Origin of the sequence: Gluconobacter sp. OJA, assembly GCF_039638325.1 — a bacterium.
In the GTDB taxonomy this organism is placed as follows: Bacteria; Pseudomonadota; Alphaproteobacteria; order Acetobacterales; family Acetobacteraceae; genus Gluconobacter; species Gluconobacter cerinus.
In genome coordinates this window covers 914,810-936,574 of record NZ_JBDIWI010000001.1, presented here as the reverse complement: position 1 = coordinate 936,574, position 21,765 = coordinate 914,810, and the positions used below count along the sequence as shown (strand labels likewise).

Below are 21,765 nucleotides of genomic sequence, written 5' to 3'. Positions count from 1 at the left end.
GCATAATGCCCAACAGTCTTTTCCTCCTTAATGCGAGACAGGAAGTCCAATCATGTCCCATACCGCTTCTTCTCCACGCCGCCCCGTCATGCTTGTCATTCTGGACGGTTTCGGCTGGCGTGAAGAAAACTCCGATAACGCGGTAAGACTGGCAAACACCCCAACGTTTGACGGGCTTTGGGCGAATAACCCGCATGCTTTTCTTAAAACATGCGGAGAAGATGTCGGACTTCCTGAAGGCCAGATGGGAAACTCCGAAGTCGGCCACCTGAATATTGGTGCAGGCCGCGTCGTGATGCAGGAACTGCCTCGCATTTCCCGCAGTACCCGTGACGGCTCACTCGCCGAAAATACAGCCCTCAAAGAATATATTCATGCACTGAAGGTTTCAGGTGGAACCTGCCACCTGATGGGTCTCGTCTCGCCTGGCGGCGTTCATGCACACCAGGACCATATTCTGGCTCTCGCGAAAATCGTCAGCGCCGCAGGAGTGCCTGTCGCTCTACACATCTTCAGTGACGGCCGCGACACTCCCCCACGCTCCGGCGAGGAATTCATTTCAGCCCTCCTTCGAGATCTGTCAGAGACCGTACAGATTGCCACGATCAGTGGCCGCTACTATGCCATGGACCGCGATCGTCGTTGGGAGCGCGTCAAGCTGGCCGTGGATGCAATCCGTGATGGCCAAGGCCCCCATGCAGATAACGCCCTCTCTGTACTCAATGCCAGTTACGCGGAAGACAAGGGAGACGAGTTCGTCCTTCCAACCGTACTCGGACAGTATGGTGGCATGAAAGACGGCGACGGCATTCTCTCCTGTAATTTCCGTGCCGATCGTATCCGTCAGTTGCTGGACGTTCTCGTGGCTCCGGACTTTGATGGATACGACAGCGGTCGCCGCATCAAGTTTGCCGCCATTACCGGCATAACGCGTTACTCAGATCACCTGTCACCCTACATGACAGTCTTGTTCCCAAAAATTCCTTTGGAGGATCTTCTGGGTGAGGTCGTGGCCAAAGCTAACAAGACTCAGCTTCGTATGGCCGAAACTGAGAAATTCCCTCATGTCACATACTTCCTGAACGGTGGTCGTGAAGTTCAGCTTCCGGGCGAAGAACGCATTCTCGTGCCGTCTCCCAAGGTCGCTACCTACGACCTGCAACCAGAAATGTCCGCTCCCGAGCTGACAGATCGTGCCGTAGAAGCCATTGATTCCGGCCGCTTCGACATGATCATTCTGAACTTCGCAAACCCGGATATGGTTGGCCACACAGGCTCCCTGCCCGCTGCCATCAAGGCCTGCGAAACCGTTGATCAAGGGCTAGGCCGCATCAATGACGCACTTGTCCGCGCAGGTGGCACACTGATTGTCACCGCCGATCACGGAAACTGCGAAACCATGCGCGACCCTGAGACGGGCGGCGTTCATACGGCCCACACACTCAACGTCGTTCCGGTCATTCTGGCCCATGCTGATGGCAAAACGATTCACGACGGACGTCTGGCAGACCTGGCTCCGACGCTTCTGGCACTTCTGGGTCTTGCTCAGCCCCCAGCGATGACAGGCGTCTCCCTGCTTGAAAACGCCTGACCCAGCCGTCGTTCTGCCACTGGTTTTGGCGTTCTCGCCATTGCTGGTGGCCGCGACTGCGTCCACGCCTCATGGGCATCATACCACTGCCCACGCCCACCCGATGCATGCCCTGAGCGCGGGACAACAAGCACTGGCCCGAGCTCAGGCTGCCCGGAAAGCGCTTGAGACACAGCAGGCTCAGGAAGCCGCCACACTCCGTGCCAGACAGGCTGCTGCCGTTGCTGCACAGCAAAAGGCGCTGCAGGACAGCGCGCGAAAAGATGCATTGGCCGCTCAGACCCACACGGCCCAGACCGTGGTACAGACGACACGTTCCCGTATCGCGGCTTTGAATACCGAAATCGCAGATCTCACCAGTCGGCAAGCAACCGTGCGGCAGGATATCGCCCACGAAAACCAAGCGCTCCAACCGCTCCTGCCCGTTGCAGCGAGACTCTCGATAGCGCCCGATGCTGCTCTGCTAGCCTCCCCGAGGACTGCAACTGAGAGCATTACCGCACTTTCCATTTTAGGAGGTTTCTCCCGCCTGACCCAGCAGCGGGCTGCAAACTTGCAAACAAAGGAAGATGAGCTTCAGGAGATCGGGGCAACTCTGGAAGCCCGCCAGAAAGAGCTCGATGGCCTCCTTCAGTCACAAACGCATCAACGTGATATCGCGGCCGCCAGAACCCGGATTGCGGCCAAGCAGGAAAACGTGTCGGACCAGGCCGCACGCCGTGCGAAATCCGCAGTTGCCGAAGCGATGAAGGCGTCTGCGGACCTTTCCGCAGAAATCGACGCAATCGCCCGGCAGGAAGCTCAGGCCAAAGCAACACTGGAAGCCGAAGCCCGTGCGCTCGCAAAGAGCCATCAGATGGAACAGGCGCGCAAAGCCCGTGCTCAGGTCAAAGCTCTTTCCGCCGGGAATGGTGTTTCTTCCGGGAGCGGCCACGCACCTGTCACCGGGCGTATTGCGGTCCGGTGGGGACAGGATACGGAAGCAGGTCCGTCAACAGGCATCACCTATGCCGCTGCGCCTTCAGCCTCCGTTCAAGCTCCGTGCAGTGGCCGAATCGTCTTTTCCGGTCCGTTCCGCTCTTTTGGACAGATGTTGATTCTGGATTGCGGACAGAATTACCGCTTTGTTCTCTCTGGTCTGGGTTCACTGGGTGTTTCCAGCGGGCAAAGTGTCAGGAAAGCTGCCGCACTTGGGCAAATGCCGTCTGCTGAGGGGCTACTCTTTGTCCAGCTGCGCCACGGCGCCCAGATCGTCAGCCCTGCTCCGTTTCTGTGACCCTGTTTTCTGATAGGGCAGGACACTGTAAGATCACGTCTTAACATTTCGGCAACCCGTTTCGCGCTAGTTCACACACTGCAAGAGACGCCGGAAGCACGCCCGTTCCCGAGGATGGAGATCACATGAAGTTCCGTACTGGCCTGTTGCTGGGCACCGCCTTTCTGGCCGGACTGGCTGTCGGACCGGGCGCACTGCGTCTCGTCGGGTCCGCTGGCAGTTTCCCCACCGCCGCCATCGCTCGCGACGTCTCTCACGACAACAGCGCTGAAACCGTTCGCCTCCTGACCCTGCTCGGCACGGTTATGGATGTCGTGAAAGCCGAATACGTCCATCCCGTGACGGACAAAGACCTCATCAACAATGCCCTGGACGGCATGGTTGGCGAACTCGATCCCCACTCATCTTACATGACCGCCGCCCAGTTCAAGGACATGCAGACCGAGATTTCCGGCAAGTTCGGCGGTCTGGGCCTACAGGTTCAGGCTGAATCCGGCCATGTGCGCGTTGTCTCACCAATTGATGGCACGCCTGCCGCACGGGCTGGTATCCAGACTGGTGATTTCATCACCATGGTGGATCACAAGAGCATTGATGGCCTGACGCTTGATCAAGCTGTTCGCAAGATGCGCGGCGATCCGGGAACATCTATCAGCCTGACCGTGGTTCGCCCGAAAACGGGCAAGACACTCACGTTCGACATGAAGCGCGAAATCGTTCACGTCCAGATCGTACGGTCCGCTCTGTACGGCAGCACTGCGTATATTCGCCTGACAGAGTTCGACGATGATCTCGAAGGCGCAATGCATGCCGCTTTTGACAAGCTGAAAGCTGAAGCTGCCAAGAGTCCAGCCCACAAGCTGACAGGTATCATCCTTGATCTGCGGTCCAATCCGGGAGGCAAGCTCGATCAGGCTATTGCCGTCTCTGATGACTTCATCAAGGAGGGAGAAATCGTCTCCATCCGCGGGCGGCATGCTGAAAACAACCAGCGCTGGGATGCGCGCGGCACGGACATCACAAATGGCCTTCCGATTGTCGTTCTGACAAATGGTGGCTCTGCGTCTGCCAGTGAAATCGTGGCTGGAGCGCTGAAAGACCATCGTCGGGCTGTCATTCTGGGTGAAAAGACGTTCGGCAAGGGGTCTGTCCAAACGCTGATTCCTATCGGAGATCAGGGTGCCGTTCGCCTGACAACGGCGCGTTATTACACGCCATCTGGCCGCTCCATCCAGGGACTGGGCATCACGCCTGACATCCCCGTTGCGGAAACCAAGGACGATGACGCCTATGGTTATCGGGAAGCAGACCTGTCCCACATTCTGACCAATGTCGGTGGAAACCGGACAGCAGAAACGCTTCGGACTGATCTGCCCCCGATCTCAAAGTCTATTCCGAAAGCTCCGCCGGCAGACTGGCCGAAATTTGATCTGACCAAACCGGCAACGGACTTCCAACTGCAGCAGGCCATCAAGGTCGTCAACGCCATGGCTGGAATTTCCAATCCTGCACCGGCTGTAGAGCAGGCTACGGAAGTGAAAGCGCCTCCAGCAGACAAAAAGGCCGCCCCTGCACCGGCGCCGACGCACTAACCCGTAGAACGATACAGGACAGCCCAGACCGTGCAGAACCGTCCCGCTTCATCCCGCTCTGGGCTCTGGAGCCGCCTTCCCGTTATCGGGCGTCTTCTGATCGTGTTCTGGGGTGTCGTCCTGGTTGGTGGCACGTCAGCAGCCCTGATGCTTCGGCATCAGACACCTGCTGACGTGCCACCACAAAAAACCGAAACTGCTCTGGCGATACCGTCACACCCGCCAGAAAATACTGCTTCCGGTGAGAGGACATCCCCCCCGGCGACGCCGATAAATCAGAATTCCAAAACCGCTCTCAACGCAAATTCATCGGTCTCACCAATGCAACCTGCGTCAGCGATAAAAACGCCGGAAATGCCGCCCCCGATTGCGCAGACAGCCCATACCGATCTGGCAACAATTACAGCTTCAGGCAAAAGCGTTGTGGCCATCGTGCTCGAAGGTTTCGGGTATTCAGACGCCATGACATATGACGTCCTTTCCCGCATCCCTGAGCCTGTTGCTGTCGGTGTGTCACCCTATCTTGGCAATCTGACGGACGTCCTGTCCCGAGCACATGCTGCCCATCGCGAAACTTACGTCACACTCCCCATGCAAAGCGCTCATCCGGAGCAGGTTGACGAAGGCCCTCATGCGTTAGGCTATGGCAATTCGGAAGCGGAAGACCGACAGGAACTGGACTGGTGCCTCTCGCAGGCTAAAGGGGCCACAGGTCTAACCGATGCCGCCGAGGCCGGAGACAGCCAACCGGCAGACGGCTACGCAACTACGCCTGCATTTCAATCTCTGGCAGATACGATTTCCAGTCGTGGCTTTCTGTATATCAGCAGATCGTCGCAGGAAGACCGTCATATCCGGGGTATGACAGCGTCCACGTGGATCAATGGTGACACAGATGCCAAAACGCTTGACGCAAAGTTTGCAGTCCTAGTCCCAGACGGGGCCAAGCCCACCCATATTCTGTTGATGATGGGGCCGCTGACACCCGTCGCGATCGACCGCCTTGAAGCATGGTTGAAAAGCCCGGCGGCAGAGCGTTTCATTCTGGTCCCACCCTCCGCACTTGCCGATAACGGCACGACGGATCATCAGGCATCCATTCAGTCAACAAACATCCAGACGGCACCCCTATGACCGATTTTTCAGACCTGCCCTACCGCCCCAATGTTGGCGTGGCGTTGTTCAATCGTCATGGAGAGCTCTTCGTCGCCCGTCGCGCCGATCTTCCTGGAGACATCTGGCAATGCCCCCAGGGCGGTATTGATGACGGAGAAGACCCGCGAACTGCGGCCTTCCGTGAACTTGAAGAAGAAACTGGCTGCACGAAGGCGACACTGCTCGCAGAACGGCCGGACTGGCTGTCCTATGATCTTCCTGCTCCCCTGATTGGTCGCGCGCTAGGCGGAAAATTCAGAGGCCAGACACAGAAATGGTTCGTTCTCGGATTTGATGGGGAGGACGGGGATATCCGTCTGGATCTTCATCTCCCGCCCGAGTTCGATACATGGGAATGGATTGCCCCTGAGGATCTTCTTCAGCGCAATCTGGGGTTCAAGCGAGAGCTTTATGAAACGCTCCTGCCTGAACTCAAAAACCTCTATCAGGCCGCTTCAAGAGACTGGCTTCGGACCAGGCGGGCGTAGAGGCCGTTCTTCTTGAGCAGTTCAGCATGAGACCCAGATTCAACCGCTTTGCCTCCATCCATCACAACGATAACGTCGGCAGCCTGCACGGTTGAAAGTCGGTGCGCCACAATAACAGTGGTGCGACCTGTGCGAAGCGTACCGAGAGCTTCCTGAACACGAGATTCACTCTCGGAATCCAGCGCACTTGTTGCTTCGTCCAGCAACAGTACGCGCGGGTTACGCAGAAGAGCCCGCGCGAGAGCAACACGCTGTCGCTGTCCCCCTGAGAGGCGCCGCCCCCCCGGTCCAACACGCGTTTCCAGTCCATGAGGAAGGTTACCGAGAAAATCGACAGCCGCCATCCGACAGGCGTTCTCGACTTCTTCCCTGCTCGCATCCGGGCGGCCAATCCAGATATTCTCCATGAGCGACATATCGAAAAGCGTCGTGTCCTGACTGACATACGCAATCGCATCACGCAGGGACGATACACGCACGTCCCGGATATCTACGCCCTCCAGCAGAATACGCCCTGCCGTCACGTCATGCAGACGTGGGATCAGGGAGAGTGCAGTCGATTTTCCCGCACCACTAGGGCCCACCAGCGCAACTGTTTGCCCCGGCTGAACATCTAGGGTCAGACCGGCCAGTCCGACACGCCCATCTTCGTATTCGTAAGACGCCTCTTCAAAAACCAGATGCCCTGTCCCAGTTGGGACCGTTAGCGCGTCCGTCCGTTCGACAACCGCAGGAGGCTCATCAATCACTGCAAAGACACGAGACAGTCCGGCCAATCCTTCCTGCATCGCCGTATTGAGAGAGCCCAGAGCCCGGATTGGGCGCGCCGCGGTCAGCAGCGCTGTGATGAAAGCTGTGAAATCACCAAGCGTGGCGCCCCCCATGGCGGCACGCCACCCAGCGAAGCCCAGCACAACGGCAACCGCTGTACCACCCAGAACTTCCAGAACGGGATCGACGCGTGCACGTCCCTTCGCAATCCGCAGAAAAGCAGTGTGCAACAGATCCAGAGAATGATCGACGCGCTCGCTTTCCCGGCTTTCCATCCGGTAAATGCGCACCTGACGCGCCAAGGCAAAGCTTTCATTGAGGAGCGCAGAGGTCTCGCCAATCTGCTCCTGCATTCCCCCCGAAGCCCGACGAACCTTTTTACCAAGCTTCTGAATTGGCACTGCTGCGACGGGATAAAGCACCAGAGCAATCAGGCTGAGCTCCCAGTCAGCCCAGATCATGGCTGCGACAAGCCCGACCACAGTAACAGCGTCGCCCAGCGCATTCACGACCCGGACCATGGCCTCACGGATCGAAACAGCGTCTGTCGTGAAACGTGCGGCCCACTGAGCAGGCGCTTCGCGTTCAATGCGCGAAATGTCTGTTTGCAGAGCATGTGCAAACATCCGCGACTGAAGCCCACGGATAACAGTCAGTACCAGCCCCTGAACGGCAATTGTCTGCCCGTACTGGGACGCAGCCTTGAGGGTCGTCACAATCACAACGAGTGCCGGCACCTGGTAGAGAATGCGCGAGTCCTGAGCCGCAAACATGTCTACAGCGCGTTTGATCACCACTGGATAGAGCGCCGTCAGTCCTGCCATCAGAACCGTCAGCACAACTACGCTCACAATCTGGCGCACGTGATGACGCATTTCATCACGCCAGATCCGTCGAATCAGAATCTGGCTGTCTGTATCAAGGGCTGTCTTTCTGCTCATTCGAGGGGGTTTAGCAGGCCTCTGCAAAAGCACGAAACCGCGACGACACCATGTGCCTACTCTGACGCGTCGCCCATCTCATCCAGAAGATACGCCATGCATGCGTCTCGGCCCGGAAGGCACCCGTGGTTCATCCACCACAAACGCCCCTTAGCCAACCACTGCCCCATGCCTGGGCCTGGCATAATCCCGGCGTCTCTGGCCTCTTTGCCTCCAAGCGGGAACACAGGTTGCGGTTCCTGCGTCAGACGATCTCGCAGCCTGTTCCATTCAATACTTGGGACACCAATCAGCGCAGCCTGCAACAGCCAGCTTCTGTCCAGCAAAACGGGAAGGTTTTGTTCCACACGTGCCCGCCGGACATCGTCGGCAGACATTGCGGGTGCCAGATCTGGCCGATCAGAATCAAACAAACGTAGCCGGTCACGATCCGCATTGGAGAGTTTTAGACGCTTTGCCAACAATTCACCTTGCCCATGACCGAGCGCCGATAGCCGCAACACTGGATCTTCTGGCGCTTCACACATCAGAAGCCGCTGTAACAGGACCAGATTGGGTGCAGGGACAATCCGAGCCAAAAGTCCGACGTCCTGCACAGCCTGCAACGTTTCCTGCAACCTTGGCCCCGTCAGAATCCGCAGCAGCTCTGAAGCAATCCGTTCGGCAGACAAGCCATCAATCAGATCAAGCCGTTCCGCGATCGCCGTGCAGGCCTCATGATCCGGTGTTCCCCTGCCATAGCGCGCATCAAAGCGAAAAAATCTGAGCGCTCGCAGAGCATCTTCTTCAATGCGGCGCCCGGCGTTTCCAACAAATCGAACGTGATGGGCTTCAAGATCCTGGCTGCCCTGGAAATAGTCATGCAGCCGATCATGCCGATCCAGAGACATCGCGTTGATGGTAAAATCGCGGCGTGCGGCGTCTTCTTCCCAGCTTTCCGTCCAGGCAACAACAGCATGCCGACCATCTGTCTGCTCGTCACGCCGTAGGGTTGTAATTTCGTACGGCACACCCCGAATCACAGCCGTCACAGTGCCATGAGATAATCCGGTCGGAATAACCCGGACTCCATCAGCCTTTAGAATGTCCTGTACGATTTCGGGAGGCTCCGGCGTTGCCATATCCAGATCGTGTACGGAGACGCCGCGCAGCAGATCTCTGACGGACCCGCCAACCAAGCGTGCCTCTGGCAGGAGCCTCCACAACACATCCAGACCACTCCGGTCGTCCAGACGGGCCAAAAGTCCGGATGTATCCGTCATGGTTGGCGGGATAACGGGAAGAAACAGTCCTGACTCCAGACGCCCAGACACGGCTTGCCCTCAACATGGCCCTGCACGGCAAGAGCCGCGAGCTCAAAATGGACGGATCGGCTGATTCGCGCCTGGATCGGGAAATCACCTTCCCCGTTTCTCACATGAACGTAAGGAATGGCTCCACACTCATCGAGCGGACGATCCCAGTCACACGCGATAGGGTGTTCCGGCCCCACGCAAACGAGTTCGTCCATATTAGTGCGGAAACAGAGCGTCTGGTGGCGCCCACAACTTCCCCGAAAGTCCATTTCAACGGCGATGTAGGGGACGTCCTCGACCTGAATAACCCCGCTTTCCATGGGCGTTTTCAGCCAGTACGTGCCTTCGCTATCGCGTGTCAGCATGGACGAAAACATGCAAAGCATCGCCTTGCGCGTCACGGGAGACCCCCGATACAGCCAGGTGCCATCCCGACGAATCAGAAATGGAATTTTCCGGACACCGGTAGCCGGTGCTGGAGCCGCATCAGCAGATCCCGTCGCGGGAAAAACGTCAGATGGGGAGACATCCCGACAATCATGAGCGCTCAATTTTCCCTCCGGTTAAAATGAAAACTTCTCTTCTCACACCAAGTTGGGTGCAATCGAGCCTTGATGAAACCCCCACACCTGTCAGACTGGTGATATGAGCGAGCAGCATTATTCTACCGGCGCCTCCGCCGGAACCCTCCGGGGCGAAGCAGATGTGGCCGAGGCCGATCGTCTGGCCCCTGTTCTCCGCGATGTCCACACAGCTATCGGCAGTATCGTGCTGGGACAAGACCGGGTGATCGAGCAGGTTCTCGTCACGATCCTGTCTGGCGGTCACGCACTTCTGATGGGTGCGCCGGGCCTCGGCAAAACCCTTCTCGTCAATACGGCCTCGCGCGTACTGGGACTGGATGCCACGCGTATCCAGTTTACGCCTGATCTGATGCCGTCAGACATCACGGGTGCTGAAATCCTGGATCAGGACGTCAACGGACAGCGGGCGTTCCGATTCCTTCCTGGTCCAATCTTCGGACAACTTGTGCTGGCGGATGAAATCAACCGCGCAAGCCCCCGCACGCAGTCAGCCCTGTTGCAGGCCATGGCAGAACACCGCGTAACGCAGGGTGGCAAGGATTACATTCTTCCAAGCCCCTTCCACGTTCTCGCAACACAAAACCCGATCGAGCAGGAAGGCACCTACCCGCTGCCAGAAGCCCAGCTCGATCGATTCATGCTTCGCATTCCGCTGGATTTCCCAAATCGGGACGCAGAGCGCCAGATGCTCCTGCAAACAACGGGCGCCACAACGGCACAGGCACCGACGCTTCTGAACGCCGAATCCCTTCTGGCAGCGCAGGCCCTCGTTCGTCGGCTTCCTGTTGGCGATAAAATCGTTGACGCAATCCTGAGCCTGACGCGCGCCCTTCGCCCAGAAGACCCGTCTGCTTCTTCCGAAGTGCGGGATGCAGTGTCTTTCGGCCCAGGTCCTCGCGCCGCGCAGGCCCTGATGATTGCGACCCGCGCCCGCGCCCTGCTGAATGGCCGTCTTGCCCCCAGCCTGGACGATGTCATCGCGCTGGCAGAACCCGTCCTCTCACACCGTATCGGTCTTGGCTTCGGTGCGCGGGCCTCCGGCGTAACAGTCGAAGCCCTGATCCGCGCACAGGCTCAAACGATTCTCTGACCCCTGTGAAAAGTCCGATTGAAACGCTCCGAGGCCTGTTCTCTTCCCAGAACAGGCACTCTCCCGCCTCTCTCACGGCACCAGCCGAGCGGCTCGCCCTGCCGGCTCTGCTGCTTCAGGCCGAAAAGATTGCAGCCAGCCTTCAGGCCGGCACACATGGCCGCAGACGTTCCGGGAGTGGAGAAGATTTCTGGCAGTTCCGCCCCTATCACTCTCGGGAACCGGCAACGGCCATTGACTGGCGGCAGTCCGCGCGCTCTCCCATCGAAAACACGTTCTGGGTGCGGGAACGGGAGCGGGAAAACGCCCAGTCTCTGCTCGTGTGGTGCGATCCCTCCGCATCCATGGACTGGCGGTCTTCCAACCAGCTCCCCACCAAACGGGAGCGTGCTCAGCTCTGTACACTGGCACTAGCCGGTGCGGCTCTCCGCGGTGGTGAACGGGCAGGCCTTCTGACAGGGCCAGAAGCCGGACGCGTTTTTGGTGGAGCTCAGGTGCTCAGCCGACTTGGCGAAGCTCTCCTTCACTCTTCGACGGGTGAACCAGAACTTCCTCCCCTGAATGCGCTGTCACCTCAGACAAATCTGGTTCTCATCAGTGACTTTCTTTGGGAAGAAGACCGGATCGAAGCCGTTCTCAAGCATTGTGCCAGTCGGCCTGTCCGCGTCCATCTGCTCTGCATTCTGGATCCCGGCGAGCGTTCCCTTAACCAGACAGGACGAATCCGCTTTTCCGGTCTGGAGGGCGGTGTTCTGACCCTTCCCGCCGTGGAAAGTCTCAATTCAGCTTATGAACACGCGGTCTCAGCGCATCTGGATGCGTTGAAAGCAAGTGCAGCAAATTTGCATGCCGACTGCATTGTGCATGAAACATCGCAGGACCCGCTCCCTGCGCTGCTGGCACTTCACCTCGCCATGGGAAGCGGACGATGATTTTTCTCTCGCCTCTTCTTCTGCTTGGTCTGCTGGCACTTCCAGCGCTGTGGTGGCTTGTCCGCGCGAGACCTCCGGCCCCGCAGGAAAAGTCCTTTCCATCGCTGCTGCTGCTCCGCCGCTTGACGGCGCAGCGAGAGGATGCAGCCCGTTCGCCTCTGTGGCTCCTGATTTTGCGGATTGCCGCAGTTGCACTGGTTATTTTCGGCCTTTCCCGTCCCGTCCTCATTCCACACAGTTCTGGGAAGACTAACGGTCCTGTCCTCATTGTTATGGATGACGGATGGGCCGCAATCCCGCACTGGAATGAACGCGTTGCAGCGGCTCTTTCCCTTGGACAATCAGCTCTCCGCAGCGGAAACCCGGTAACACTTGTTCGTGCAGCCCGCTCCCCCGATGGGGCGATGCCGGAGCCTTTCGTCACGAGAGACAGCCACGCTCTTTCGGAACGTCTTGAGCACATGCGCCCTCAGCCCTGGCCGGTTGATCGCGCAGGGCTGGCTGACGAGCTTGGCCATATGGATCTGTCGGACCAACATATTACTCTGCTGTCTGACGGGGTCGCCGCCCCTCATGACGAAGCTCTGCAAAACGCCCTGAGCAAAGCAGAAGCCGTGCAGGATATGCGCTGGAACCCCTGCGATGTTCTACGCCTGAGTGCCAATCAGGAGGCAAACGGCACTCTTCATGCGAAGGTCGAAGGGTTTTCCTGCCCCAGCCGGACAGTTACGGTTCGTGCCGTTGCGGGGAATGGCGGGACCTTGGCAGCGTATCCGGTTCAGGTTGGCGAAGACAAAATACTTCCGCTACCTGCGCTGCTTCGCAATCAGCTGGATCATTTCGCTGTAGAAGGCCTGGCAGGCCCAGCGACAACAGTACTGAGAGGAGACGTCGGGCATCGTCGCCCTGTTGGTCTCCTTCAGACGCCCGGCGACAACACACCGCTCATTGGTTCAGCATTCTTCCTTAACCATGCGCTCGATACACTCTCGGAACGCCGAACCGGTGACGCGAGCGCTCTGCTCGGTTCGTCACTTTCCGTTTTGGTGGCCACCGATGGATCCCTGTCTGGCGACCAGACCCGCAACCGCGTTCTGGAGTGGGTCCGCCATGGTGGAATGCTTATCCGCTTTGCTGGGCCGGGCCTTGCAGCCGCTCAGTCTTCGCAACAGGATAACGCGACCGACGACGCACCGGATGCTCTGCTGCCCGTTCCCCTGATGAGCGGTATGCGCCAGCTTGGGGGGCCGATGTCCTGGGGCAAGCCTCAGGCTCTGGAAACTTTCCCTGCCACGTCGCCTTTTGCTGACCTCGCCATTCCGCCAGACGTGACAGTCTCACGACAGGTTCTTGCGAAGCCGGAAACGGGTTTGCAGGATCACGTCTGGGCCGCCTTGGCAGACGGGACGCCGCTGGTCACGGCACGGTCGGAAGGCAATGGAGAAATTGTCCTGTTCCACATCACAGCCTCTCCTGACTGGTCCAATCTTCCCATTTCCGGCCTGTTTCCACAGATGCTGGAGCGTCTGATCGAGCGCTCCGCAGGCGTGACTGGCACGAGCCCCAACGATCTCGCCCCTTGGCGCACGCTGGACAGTACCGGCGGCCTCACGATGCCTTCCGCAGCAGCCAGATCCGTCAAAGCTAATGCTCTTGCCACCACAGAAGTCAGCGTCACACACCCAGCAGGGCTCTATGGTCCCGCCCACGGAACACGCCCACTGAACCTGTCAGACCACGCCCCCCCTCTTCGGGAAGAGGCGCTCATGGGAACGCAGCTTACGCCCGAAGGCGCGTCACCAGACCGGCCGCTTGGCCCATGGCTTCTGGCCACCGGGCTGCTGGTCCTCCTTGTTGATTTTGCATTGTCCCTGCGACGGCGTGGCCTACTTGGCCCTCTGTGTGGTGCACTTGTGGTACTTTCGTTCCAACAGGCCCAGGCTCAGCAACCAGTCCCCTCAGCACTCCCAACAACGGTGCCGCAGGCCGCATTGGAGACCCGGCTGGCTTACGTCGTCACGGGCAATGACGATGTGGATACAGCCTCCCGGGAGGGACTTCAGGGGTTGTCTGACTATACAAGTGCCCGAAGCTCTGCCCTTCTTGGGCACCCTGACGGTGTTGTTCCCGGGAAAGATGATCTGGCGTTTTATCCGCTCATCTACTGGCCCATTACAGCAGATGCACAACCGGATGCCGCTCGCACCAAAGCCCTGAACGCCTTCATGGATCACGGCGGGATTTTGCTCATTGATCAGCAGGGCGCCGGCACGGATATGGATGCAGGATCAGGAGGTGCCGTGAGAGCCGCTCTGAAGCGCGTCACGGACGGACTGACCATTCCTCCTCTTGCCAAACTCACGGACAAGCACGTTCTGGGGCACACGTTCTATCTACTCCACAGCGGCTTCCCGGGGCGCGTCAATGGTCAGCCCGTTTATGTGGCTCGTAACGGAGATGAAGCGAACGATGATGTCAGCCCCGTCATCATCGGCAACGGAGACTGGGCCCACGCATGGGCTGTCGATGCGTCCGGCAACCACCCTTACGCCGTTCTCCCCGGTGGCGATGATCAGCGCACACAAGCCTATCGTTTTGGTGTCAACATGGTGCTCTACGCCCTGACCGGAAACTACAAGAGCGATCAGGCCCATTACCCGGAAATGCTCCATCGTCTGGGGCAGGACAATCCTGACACGCAAAGCCCCTCCGTCGGCACAGACGAAGACGAGGAGGACGCACCATGACGTTCGACCTTGCCCCCATGCTTCCACTTTGGCTTCTGGCTACTGTGGGCGCACTCATTATTCTAGGCGCCCTTTACGGTCTGGTGCGTGGTGCACGCGGGATGGTCTGGCGTGCGTTAGCCGTTCTGATGCTTCTGGGCTGGATGGCTGGACCGCGCTCCCTGCACCCGGTTCTTCGACCTGTTCCACAGGATGCCCTCCTGATCGTGGATCATTCTCCGTCCATGCAGGTAGGGCAACGTGCATCTCTCGCAGATCAGACAGCCAATCAGATCACGCAGGACGCAACGCACCTGCCGGGCCTGACACTTCATCGCATTGATGTGCCGGGAGGCTCCGGCCACGGAACGTGCCTGTTTGACGCGATGGATCACGCGGATCTTCCGCAAGGTCGTTTTGCCGGAGCCATCGTTGTCACGGATGGCATGGATCATGACGTCCCATCACGGCTTCCAACTCGCTTTCAGGGCCCGAACGGACAGAGACTACCGCTTCATCTGGTTCTGGCGGCAAGGGGAGAAGAAACGGACCGTCGTCTGCGAATTTTGAGCACTCCGCCGTATGCCATTGTCGGCCAGAACGCGACCATTCGCCTTCAAGTCGACGATCTGGGAACGCCTGCCCCCGCGACAACAACCCTGACCGTCCGTGCGGGAGACGCTCCTGCAACAACTCGCACAATCCAAACAGGCCAGCCGCAGGATATTACCGTCCCTGTCCAGCATCCCGGTGAAACACTGGTTGGCCTCTCCGTCTCAGCCCTCCCGGGCGAGGCCTCTACTCTGAACAACAACGACGTCATTCGCATTCGCGGTGTTCGGGACCGGCTGCGCGTTCTGCTGGTTTCTGGCGTCCCGAACCAGAGTGAGCGTGTTTGGCGCCGTCTGCTGAAAGCGGACCCGTCGGTCGATCTGGTCCACTTCACCATTCTCCGCTCCCCGAGCACAGATGATGGCACCCCGCTTTCGGATCTGGCGCTGATACCTTTCCCGATCAGGGAACTGTTTCAGGAAAAAATCCGCAGCTTTGATCTCATCATTCTGGATGGATTTCGTAACAGCAACATCCTGCCGGAAGAGTATCTGACGAACATCGCGGATTATGTTCGCCGTGGGGGTGGTCTGCTTGTCACGGCGGGGCCGGAATTCGTGCAGGATGGCTCCTTGCAGGACACGACACTGGCTCAGGTTTTTCCAGCACATGTCCCAACCGATGGTCTCGTAACGCAGGCTTTTCGTCCGGCCCTTACAGACCTTGGCAAAGCTCATCCTGTCACTGCGGGACTGGGAAACAGCGCTGACTGGGGCCCCTGGTACCGCTCAGCGAAGGTGGATCAGTCCCACGGCCAGAATCTAATGAGCGGCCCCAGTGGCTCACCTCTCCTTCTACTTGACCGAGTGGATCAGGGCCGCGTGGCGATGCTCCTGTCTGATCAGCTCTGGCTCTGGTCCCGCAATGAGGGTGGCGGCGGTCCGCAGGCTGAGTTGCTGCGCCGTCTTTCGCACTGGCTCATGAAGGAGCCGGATCTCGAAGAAAACCGACTGAGTGCCCGCATTGAAAATGGTCAGCTTGTGGTGGACCGTCACGCATTGGGTCAGACAACAATAACACCGCAAGCCATGGTCACCTTTCCGGACGGACACACCCAGCCCCTCCCCATGACAGGCGGGAAAGGCCTCTGGCATGGCACCGTGCCTGTAACAGGCAGCGGGATCTGGACCATCCGGCAAGATGGCCTCGTGGCCTTCGCCAGCCCTGCCGCACAGGATATTCTTGAACGGCAGGACCTCCGCGCAACCGCAACAGTTATGGGCGCCACGGCCCAGGCATCGGGCGGAAGCCAGAACTGGGCAGGAATCGGTATTCCTCACCTGCGCCAGGTCACAGCTGGTCAGGATCTCTCCGGCTCCGGGTGGATCGGCCTGCCTGTGAGTCAGGCTGCGGTCGCAGGAGAGACGCGTACACAGGACCTTGTTCCGGCATGGCTGGCGCTCGTTCTGGCTCTGATATTCCTTGGCGTGGGCTGGTGGCGGGAAGGACGTTGATATTGCAGCATGTGACAAGTTGCGGACGACGATTCTGGAGACTCGCACAGGACTTCAGATCGCAGTATATTGACCCTATGCGACTGCCCCTCACCCTGCCCCGCCTTCTGCTGATTGCCGCTTTGGCAGCCACACCGACAATCTTCGTGCCCTGGCACTCTGCCCATGCGCAGGATGCCGATGACGCGGAAGCTGAACAGGATGCGGAAGAATCTGCCAAAAAGGCAGAAGCCCGCAAGGCTGCCAAACGTGCAGCCCCTCCTTCAGCCCTGCCAGGTGCAGAAGCCGCAGACGACGACGCAGGTCATGCGCGTGTGGACACGAACCCGACGACAGCTCTCTTCGATGCCATTAATCGCGGTTCGCTGAATGCGTCCAAGGAAGCCTTAAATCGCGGTGCTGACATGAATGGCCACAACATTCTCGATCAGACCCCGCTGGATATGGCGATTGACCTGAACCGCAAGGACATCATGTTCCTGCTGCTTTCCATGCGGACCTACAATCCGGATGGACGTCTGGAAACGAGCGTTAAGGATAGCGGCGTGCAGATGAAAGGTGGCAGCGGTCACCTGACAATCGGCGGCAAAGCCTCGACAGCAACGCGTGCGGCGCCTTCTCCTCATTTCGATGAAAAGGGCGGTACCGCTGATCCGGCATCCGGCTTCCTTGGATTTGCAGGACGCTGATTTTCTAACGTTTTAGAAACAGAAAAGGCCGGAAGGAGAGTTCTCCTTCCGGCCTTTTTTATAATCTGTTTTTCAGAGCGGAAGAGTGCTTAGCCGACGTTACGCAGGGCAACGCTTTCCTGACGTAGAATATCAATCGGCACCATTTCTCCGTCCCGCTCAAAGAACCAGAACGTCCATCCATTGCAGGAAGGCGCATTGGTCAGCATTGCGCCCAACTTGTGAATGGAGCCACGCTGATTGCCCGATACCAGCGTGCCATCTGGCGTAACCGTTGCCTTCAGACGCTTCTGACGATCATACAGTGCCGTTCCCGCAGGCAAGACACCCGTTTCCACGAAACTCCCGAACGGAATCCGTGGAATGTCGCGTTTGGCGGGCGTGACAGCAACATGCTCGGACGTCAGACGTTCCTCGCGGGCAACCCGCTCACGCGCAGCCTTCACATAATCCGGGTGACGCTCAATTCCGACGTAGTGACGCCCCAGTCGCTTGGCCACCGCAGGTGTCGTGCCACTGCCACAGAATGGGTCAAGCACGACATCCTCAACATTCGTGGACGCCACAAGCACACGATGCAGAAGGCTTTCCGGCTTCTGCGTTGGATGCAGCTTCAAACCGTGCTCGTTCTTGAGGCGCTCGTTCCCCGTGCACAACGGCAAGTACCAGTCTGATCGCATCTGAAGGTCGTCGTTCAGCGCTTTCATGGCCTGATAATTGAAACGATAACGGCTCTGCGGGCTCTTGGCCGCCCAGATCATCGTTTCATGAGCATTCGTAAACCGGCGTCCACGAAAATTCGGCATCGGGTTGGATTTGCGCCAGATAATGTCGTTCAGGATCCAGAACCCAAGATCCTGAAGAATAGCACCAAGACGAAACACATTATGATAAGAGCCGATCACCCAGATCGTGCCGTCCTTGTCCAGAATACGATGTGCTTCTGACAGCCACTCACGCGTGAATTTGTCGTACGCCGAGTAATCGTCGAATTTGTCCCAGGCATCATCGACGCCATCAACGACAGTTTCATCCGGGCGCCGCAGTTCGCCACGAAGCTGAAGATTATATGGCGGATCGGCAAAGATGCAGTCCACGCTGCCATCCGGCAGGGTCTTCATCGTCTCCACGCATTCACCACGCAGGATCTGGTCCACTGGGAGTTCGCCGGTCATGCTGCGTGTGCCTCTGCTTCAATCATGTTTCGAATAGGCGCAAATCCGCGCCTGTGATGGGGCGTGACACCCTGTGTTTTCAGGCCGCTCATATGAACAGCGGTGCCATATCCGGCATTGCGCTCCCATCCATAGGCATCATGCCGAACGGCAAGACGGGCCATCAGGCGGTCTCGTGTAATTTTTGCGATAATAGAGGCTGCGGCGATGGAGAGGCTGATGCCATCTCCACCAATCACCATCTGAATGGGACAGGGCAGCTTGGGCGCGTGCTTGCCATCAACCAGCGCGAGATCCGGCATACGATCCAACCGGTCCAACGCCCGTCTCATGGCCAGGTGGCAAGCCTGCGCAATGTTGATCTGTTCAATTTCCGTGACGGATGCTGCGCCCACCCCAATCAGGATGTTCGGCGCCTGCATCAGCAGGTCATAGGCGACCATACGACGCTTCGCTGTCAGTTTCTTGGAATCATCAAGAAGACGCGAAAGCGTTTCATCAGGGGGAGAGGTGAACGCAACGGCTGCTGCGACTACAGGTCCAGCCAGAGGACCACGCCCGACTTCGTCGATCCCGACGACCAGCCCGCCATGGGCCGCTTCAAGGGCGTAATCTGGCATTCCTGAACTTCTCCCCGACCAATCCGGTCAATCAACTGACTACCGAATCGGTTTTGAATCATGGCGACTCGAAAGGGAAGCCCAAAAATGGGTTATTTTTCAGAATAAGTTGTCAAGTGTGCCTCGAAAGACTCTTTCTCGTGCCTTTCAGAGGTTTTCCTGCTCGCCGTCGCCTTCCGCGGGGTCCTGAGGAGCGCTGGTCACGTGGTGACCGTGCTTCACCTGCTGCTGTATTTCCGGCCAACGGCTGAGGGTGTCACCGATGTTGAACACGAGCAGCACAAGGCTCACGACAAGAAGCGATCGGCCTCGTCCAGTGATCTGACGGCGGCGCCAGAAATATCCGGGGAGGAAAAGCCACCACCAGAACCCCGGCGGTGTCGCGCCTGTTTCCCGGATCGAGTTCCGATCCATGAAAAACGCCGTAAAGAACAGACCCAGCACCAGAAGACTAACCACGGACATCGTGTTCATGCGGTCGGCTTCTGCCACATGTCGCCAGTCCATGATGTAAAGCGTTACACGTCCCATGATCCATGGACCAACAAGCAGCGCCCAGGCCCAGTGCTCTGAAATTTCTGCGGAAGGACGCACAAGTCCGGTCAATGGCGATACCAGCCCGGCGGACGCCGCCGGGCGCCAGGAATCTCCAAAGGTTGACGTCCAGACCAGCGTCTCCGGACGAATCCGCTGCTGCATGATCAGACGCAGAATTTCTTCACGGGATACGGGCCCTGTCTGCTGCCCGTTATTCTCGTAAAACCATTCCATAGAAAAAGCCTCCCGGATTACTCCGGGAGGCTTCTAGCACACGAAGTAATGCGTGTGTGAAATCAGCTGCTCTTGCGACCGAACAGCAGGCCGCCAACAATCATGCCAACGACGGTGGCAATGACGATCGAGATAAGCGGACGGTCCTGAACGAACGCCGTAGCAGCTTCGAGCTTCGTTTCGCCTTCGTCATAAAGATCGGCGAATTCCTGCTGAGCCATACCCGAAAGCTGATCGAACTTGCCTTCAGCCTGCGTGGCCGTGTCACCCGTCAGACCACCAACGCCGTCCTTGACCTTGCCCTTGACTTCATCAAGAAGGCCCTCGGCCTTTGTACCTGTCGTATCAGCCATGTCTGTATCTCCTTATCCGGATGTGATCCGTTCCTGCCTTAAACGGCCCACGGACCATCGGGTTTCCATAAGGATATGGTGCGAGCGTGAAATGAAGCAAGAGAGAGATTGCCTTGAAAAGCAATCTCTTAGCCTTCCATGTTTCAAATTCGTTGCTGAACCTGAACAGGATTTAAGGTCCCGTCATGGCAGCATTGCATTCGCTGCACTATAAGAGAACAACTGACGGAAGGATGCCGTTTCTCAGGCGCATCCATGCCAAAAAGCTGTACGGGAAAGACAGGACCACTATGGACGAGCAGACGGCCGGACCCAGCGACCGCCACCAGAGCATCAACGCCCAGTCCCCCACACCAGCCCGACGCCCCCGCCGTCGCTGGCTGCTATGGGGCACAATTGTTCTGGTGATTCTGCTGATCCTTTTTGCAGTCCTGCGGACGCATGGATCTCATTCCGGAAAATCGCGCAAAAACGGCGCAGCGGGTGATACGCAGCCTGTTGCTGTTGCCACGGTGCATACAGGCGACATGCCTGTGATCCTGCAACTGATCGGCACCGTCGTTCCTGTAACGAACGTAACGATTACACCCCGCGTGGATGGCCATATTCTTGATGTTTATTATCAGGAAGGCCAGCACGTTAAAAAGGGCGATGAACTGGAACTGATTGATCCACGTCCATACGAAGCAATTCTTGCCCAGTACAAAGGAACGCTTGCAGCCGACCGCGCCCAGCTTGAAAAAGCCCGTGTGGACAATGCCCGTTACCAGAAGCTGATCCGTCAGAATTCAACATCAGCGATGACAGCCCGGGATCAGGAGTTCACGGTCGAGCAACTTGAAGGCACTGTGAAGTTCGACGAAGCCAACGTCCATAATGCCGAACTGAACGTGATGTACTGTCACATCATTGCCCCGGTTGATGGCCGCGTCGGTATCCGTGTGCTCGATAAGGGCAACTATGTCTCCGCTGGCCAGTCCGGCGGCCTGACAATCCTGACGCAGATGGAGCCAATCTCCGTTATCTTTACTGTGCCGCAAAACCAGATTGGCCCGGTTGCTGACCGTCTGCGTGAAGTTCAGGAACTCCCGGTCGAAGCCTGGAACAGCGATAACACCCAGAAAATTGCCACCGGCACCGTGAAGGCGCTGGATAGCCAAATCGACACGTCCACCGGCACGGTTCGTATGCGTGGCATTTTCGCCAATGAAGACGAACGGCTGTTCCCGAATGAATTCGTGAATGCCCGCCTGCTCGTGAACACACTGCACAACGTTCTTATCGTGCCGGGGAATGCGCTTCAGACAGGCCCGGACGGTCAGTTCCTTTATGTTGTGCAGCCGGACATGACGGTGAAGGATCTTCCGGTCAAGGTTGGCGAGACGGACGACAGCAACGCCGTCATCCTGTCCGGTGTGAAAGCTGGTGATCGTGTCGTGACTGATGGCGTGAGCCATCTGCGCCCGGGTCAGAAAATCTCGATCCCTGACACTTCCGCGCCCACGACACAGAATGCTGCTGCTGAAGCCAAAACGGCGGAGACCCATCATCGCCATAGCAATGGTCAGCAAAGCACTGATGCCGCCAAGCGTGGCAATGATCCGTCCGCAGCCGATGTCACCGGCAATCACTGACCGCTCACAGGGAACA

At 58.1% G+C, this 21,765-nt stretch carries 18 protein-coding genes; 11 read left to right on the top strand and 7 right to left on the bottom strand.

Features of this window, described 5'->3' with window-relative positions; all coding sequences use genetic code 11:
* Nucleotides 1-52 precede the first annotated feature (52 nt).
* The 5 genes from gpmI to ABDK75_RS04335 all read left to right on the top strand — a co-directional run bounded on the left by gpmI (nucleotide 53) and on the right by ABDK75_RS04335 (nucleotide 6,102).
* Entirely contained in the window at nucleotides 53-1,591 is a 1,539-nt protein-coding gene (gene gpmI / locus ABDK75_RS04355; protein ID WP_346005065.1) for a 2,3-bisphosphoglycerate-independent phosphoglycerate mutase, read from the top strand.
* Nucleotides 1,578-2,867 (top strand): peptidoglycan DD-metalloendopeptidase family protein, encoded by a 1,290-nt coding sequence (locus tag ABDK75_RS04350; protein WP_346005064.1) that lies wholly within the window; start codon nucleotides 1,578-1,580, stop codon nucleotides 2,865-2,867. The genes gpmI and ABDK75_RS04350 overlap by 14 nt, the downstream gene beginning before the upstream one ends.
* A 125-nt stretch (nucleotides 2,868-2,992) precedes the next feature.
* Nucleotides 2,993-4,459, top strand: a complete 1,467-nt coding sequence (locus ABDK75_RS04345; RefSeq protein WP_346005063.1) for a S41 family peptidase — start codon at nucleotides 2,993-2,995, stop codon at nucleotides 4,457-4,459.
* Nucleotides 4,460-4,489: 30 nt separating this feature from the next.
* Complete coding sequence (locus tag ABDK75_RS04340) at nucleotides 4,490-5,593, top strand: divergent polysaccharide deacetylase family protein (protein WP_346005062.1); 1,104 nt, start codon at nucleotides 4,490-4,492, stop codon at nucleotides 5,591-5,593.
* Complete coding sequence (locus ABDK75_RS04335) at nucleotides 5,590-6,102, top strand: RNA pyrophosphohydrolase (RefSeq protein ID WP_339407206.1); 513 nt, start codon at nucleotides 5,590-5,592, stop codon at nucleotides 6,100-6,102. Before ABDK75_RS04340 ends, ABDK75_RS04335 begins: the two co-directional genes overlap by 4 nt.
* Here the strand turns inward: ABDK75_RS04335 and ABDK75_RS04330 are convergent.
* From ABDK75_RS04330 to ABDK75_RS04320, 3 genes are read right to left on the bottom strand one after another with little or no spacing between them, the layout of a single operon-like run.
* Entirely contained in the window at nucleotides 6,060-7,814 is a 1,755-nt protein-coding gene (locus tag ABDK75_RS04330) for an ABC transporter ATP-binding protein (RefSeq protein ID WP_346005061.1), read from the bottom strand. The two genes, ABDK75_RS04335 and ABDK75_RS04330, sit on opposite strands and share 43 nt — an antisense overlap.
* A gap of 56 nt (nucleotides 7,815-7,870) precedes the next feature.
* Entirely contained in the window at nucleotides 7,871-9,076 is a 1,206-nt protein-coding gene (locus ABDK75_RS04325; protein ID WP_346005822.1) for a CCA tRNA nucleotidyltransferase, read from the bottom strand.
* Nucleotides 9,073-9,660 carry a DUF1285 domain-containing protein gene (locus tag ABDK75_RS04320; RefSeq protein WP_099213190.1) on the bottom strand — a complete coding sequence of 196 codons (588 nt, stop codon included), beginning with the start codon at nucleotides 9,658-9,660 and terminating at the stop codon, nucleotides 9,073-9,075. The genes ABDK75_RS04325 and ABDK75_RS04320 overlap by 4 nt, the downstream gene beginning before the upstream one ends.
* A gap of 94 nt (nucleotides 9,661-9,754) precedes the next feature.
* On the opposite strand from ABDK75_RS04320, the gene ABDK75_RS04315 reads away from it, so the two are divergent.
* From ABDK75_RS04315 to ABDK75_RS04295, 5 genes are all read left to right on the top strand, one after another.
* Complete coding sequence (locus ABDK75_RS04315) at nucleotides 9,755-10,783, top strand: MoxR family ATPase (RefSeq protein WP_046901207.1); 1,029 nt, start codon at nucleotides 9,755-9,757, stop codon at nucleotides 10,781-10,783.
* 5 nt (nucleotides 10,784-10,788) lie between these two features.
* Nucleotides 10,789-11,715 carry a DUF58 domain-containing protein gene (locus ABDK75_RS04310; protein WP_346005060.1) on the top strand — a complete coding sequence of 309 codons (927 nt, stop codon included), beginning with the start codon at nucleotides 10,789-10,791 and terminating at the stop codon, nucleotides 11,713-11,715.
* A complete protein-coding gene (locus ABDK75_RS04305) occupies nucleotides 11,712-14,462 on the top strand; it encodes a DUF4159 domain-containing protein (RefSeq protein ID WP_346005059.1) in 2,751 nt (916 codons plus the stop codon). Before ABDK75_RS04310 ends, ABDK75_RS04305 begins: the two co-directional genes overlap by 4 nt.
* Nucleotides 14,459-16,507: a VWA domain-containing protein gene (locus ABDK75_RS04300; protein ID WP_346005058.1), complete on the top strand. Its 2,049-nt coding sequence runs from the start codon at nucleotides 14,459-14,461 to the stop codon at nucleotides 16,505-16,507. Before ABDK75_RS04305 ends, ABDK75_RS04300 begins: the two co-directional genes overlap by 4 nt.
* Before the next feature lie 77 nt (nucleotides 16,508-16,584).
* Nucleotides 16,585-17,196: an ankyrin repeat domain-containing protein gene (locus tag ABDK75_RS04295; RefSeq protein ID WP_099213186.1), complete on the top strand. Its 612-nt coding sequence runs from the start codon at nucleotides 16,585-16,587 to the stop codon at nucleotides 17,194-17,196.
* Between the two features lie 89 nt (nucleotides 17,197-17,285).
* Here ABDK75_RS04295 and ABDK75_RS04290 read toward each other — a convergent pair whose 3' ends face one another.
* The 4 genes from ABDK75_RS04290 to ABDK75_RS04275 all read right to left on the bottom strand — a co-directional run bounded on the left by ABDK75_RS04290 (nucleotide 17,286) and on the right by ABDK75_RS04275 (nucleotide 20,115).
* Complete coding sequence (locus tag ABDK75_RS04290; RefSeq protein ID WP_046901202.1) at nucleotides 17,286-18,371, bottom strand: DNA methyltransferase; 1,086 nt, start codon at nucleotides 18,369-18,371, stop codon at nucleotides 17,286-17,288.
* On the bottom strand, nucleotides 18,368-18,991 hold the full coding sequence (locus tag ABDK75_RS04285) for a ribonuclease HII (RefSeq protein ID WP_211503292.1): 624 nt from the start codon (nucleotides 18,989-18,991) through the stop codon (nucleotides 18,368-18,370). The genes ABDK75_RS04290 and ABDK75_RS04285 overlap by 4 nt, the downstream gene beginning before the upstream one ends.
* Nucleotides 18,992-19,138: 147 nt before the next feature.
* Nucleotides 19,139-19,762 (bottom strand): DUF4339 domain-containing protein, encoded by a 624-nt coding sequence (locus ABDK75_RS04280; protein ID WP_346005057.1) that lies wholly within the window; start codon nucleotides 19,760-19,762, stop codon nucleotides 19,139-19,141.
* Between the two features lie 62 nt (nucleotides 19,763-19,824).
* Complete coding sequence (locus tag ABDK75_RS04275) at nucleotides 19,825-20,115, bottom strand: CsbD family protein (RefSeq protein WP_046901199.1); 291 nt, start codon at nucleotides 20,113-20,115, stop codon at nucleotides 19,825-19,827.
* A gap of 290 nt (nucleotides 20,116-20,405) precedes the next feature.
* Here ABDK75_RS04275 and ABDK75_RS04270 point away from each other — a divergent pair, with 290 nt between their 5' ends.
* Nucleotides 20,406-21,749 (top strand): efflux RND transporter periplasmic adaptor subunit, encoded by a 1,344-nt coding sequence (locus tag ABDK75_RS04270; RefSeq protein WP_346005056.1) that lies wholly within the window; start codon nucleotides 20,406-20,408, stop codon nucleotides 21,747-21,749.
* Nucleotides 21,750-21,765 lie beyond the last annotated feature (16 nt).

Coding starts and splice junctions, on each gene's coding strand:
- ABDK75_RS04345 (WP_346005063.1), top strand. CDS start 2,993: ATGAAGTTCCGTACTGGCCTGTTGCTGGGCACCGCCTTTCTGGCCGGA.
- ABDK75_RS04335 (WP_339407206.1), top strand. CDS start 5,590: ATGACCGATTTTTCAGACCTGCCCTACCGCCCCAATGTTGGCGTGGCG.
- ABDK75_RS04290 (WP_046901202.1), bottom strand. CDS start 18,371: ATGACCGGCGAACTCCCAGTGGACCAGATCCTGCGTGGTGAATGCGTG.
- ABDK75_RS04275 (WP_046901199.1), bottom strand. CDS start 20,115: ATGGCTGATACGACAGGTACAAAGGCCGAGGGCCTTCTTGATGAAGTC.
- ABDK75_RS04285 (WP_211503292.1), bottom strand. CDS start 18,991: ATGCCAGATTACGCCCTTGAAGCGGCCCATGGCGGGCTGGTCGTCGGG.
- ABDK75_RS04300 (WP_346005058.1), top strand. CDS start 14,459: ATGACGTTCGACCTTGCCCCCATGCTTCCACTTTGGCTTCTGGCTACT.
- ABDK75_RS04295 (WP_099213186.1), top strand. CDS start 16,585: ATGCGACTGCCCCTCACCCTGCCCCGCCTTCTGCTGATTGCCGCTTTG.
- ABDK75_RS04280 (WP_346005057.1), bottom strand. CDS start 19,762: ATGGAATGGTTTTACGAGAATAACGGGCAGCAGACAGGGCCCGTATCC.
- gpmI (WP_346005065.1), top strand. CDS start 53: ATGTCCCATACCGCTTCTTCTCCACGCCGCCCCGTCATGCTTGTCATT.
- ABDK75_RS04305 (WP_346005059.1), top strand. CDS start 11,712: ATGATTTTTCTCTCGCCTCTTCTTCTGCTTGGTCTGCTGGCACTTCCA.
- ABDK75_RS04315 (WP_046901207.1), top strand. CDS start 9,755: ATGAGCGAGCAGCATTATTCTACCGGCGCCTCCGCCGGAACCCTCCGG.
- ABDK75_RS04325 (WP_346005822.1), bottom strand. CDS start 9,076: ATGACGGATACATCCGGACTTTTGGCCCGTCTGGACGACCGGAGTGGT.
- ABDK75_RS04330 (WP_346005061.1), bottom strand. CDS start 7,814: ATGAGCAGAAAGACAGCCCTTGATACAGACAGCCAGATTCTGATTCGA.
- ABDK75_RS04270 (WP_346005056.1), top strand. CDS start 20,406: ATGGACGAGCAGACGGCCGGACCCAGCGACCGCCACCAGAGCATCAAC.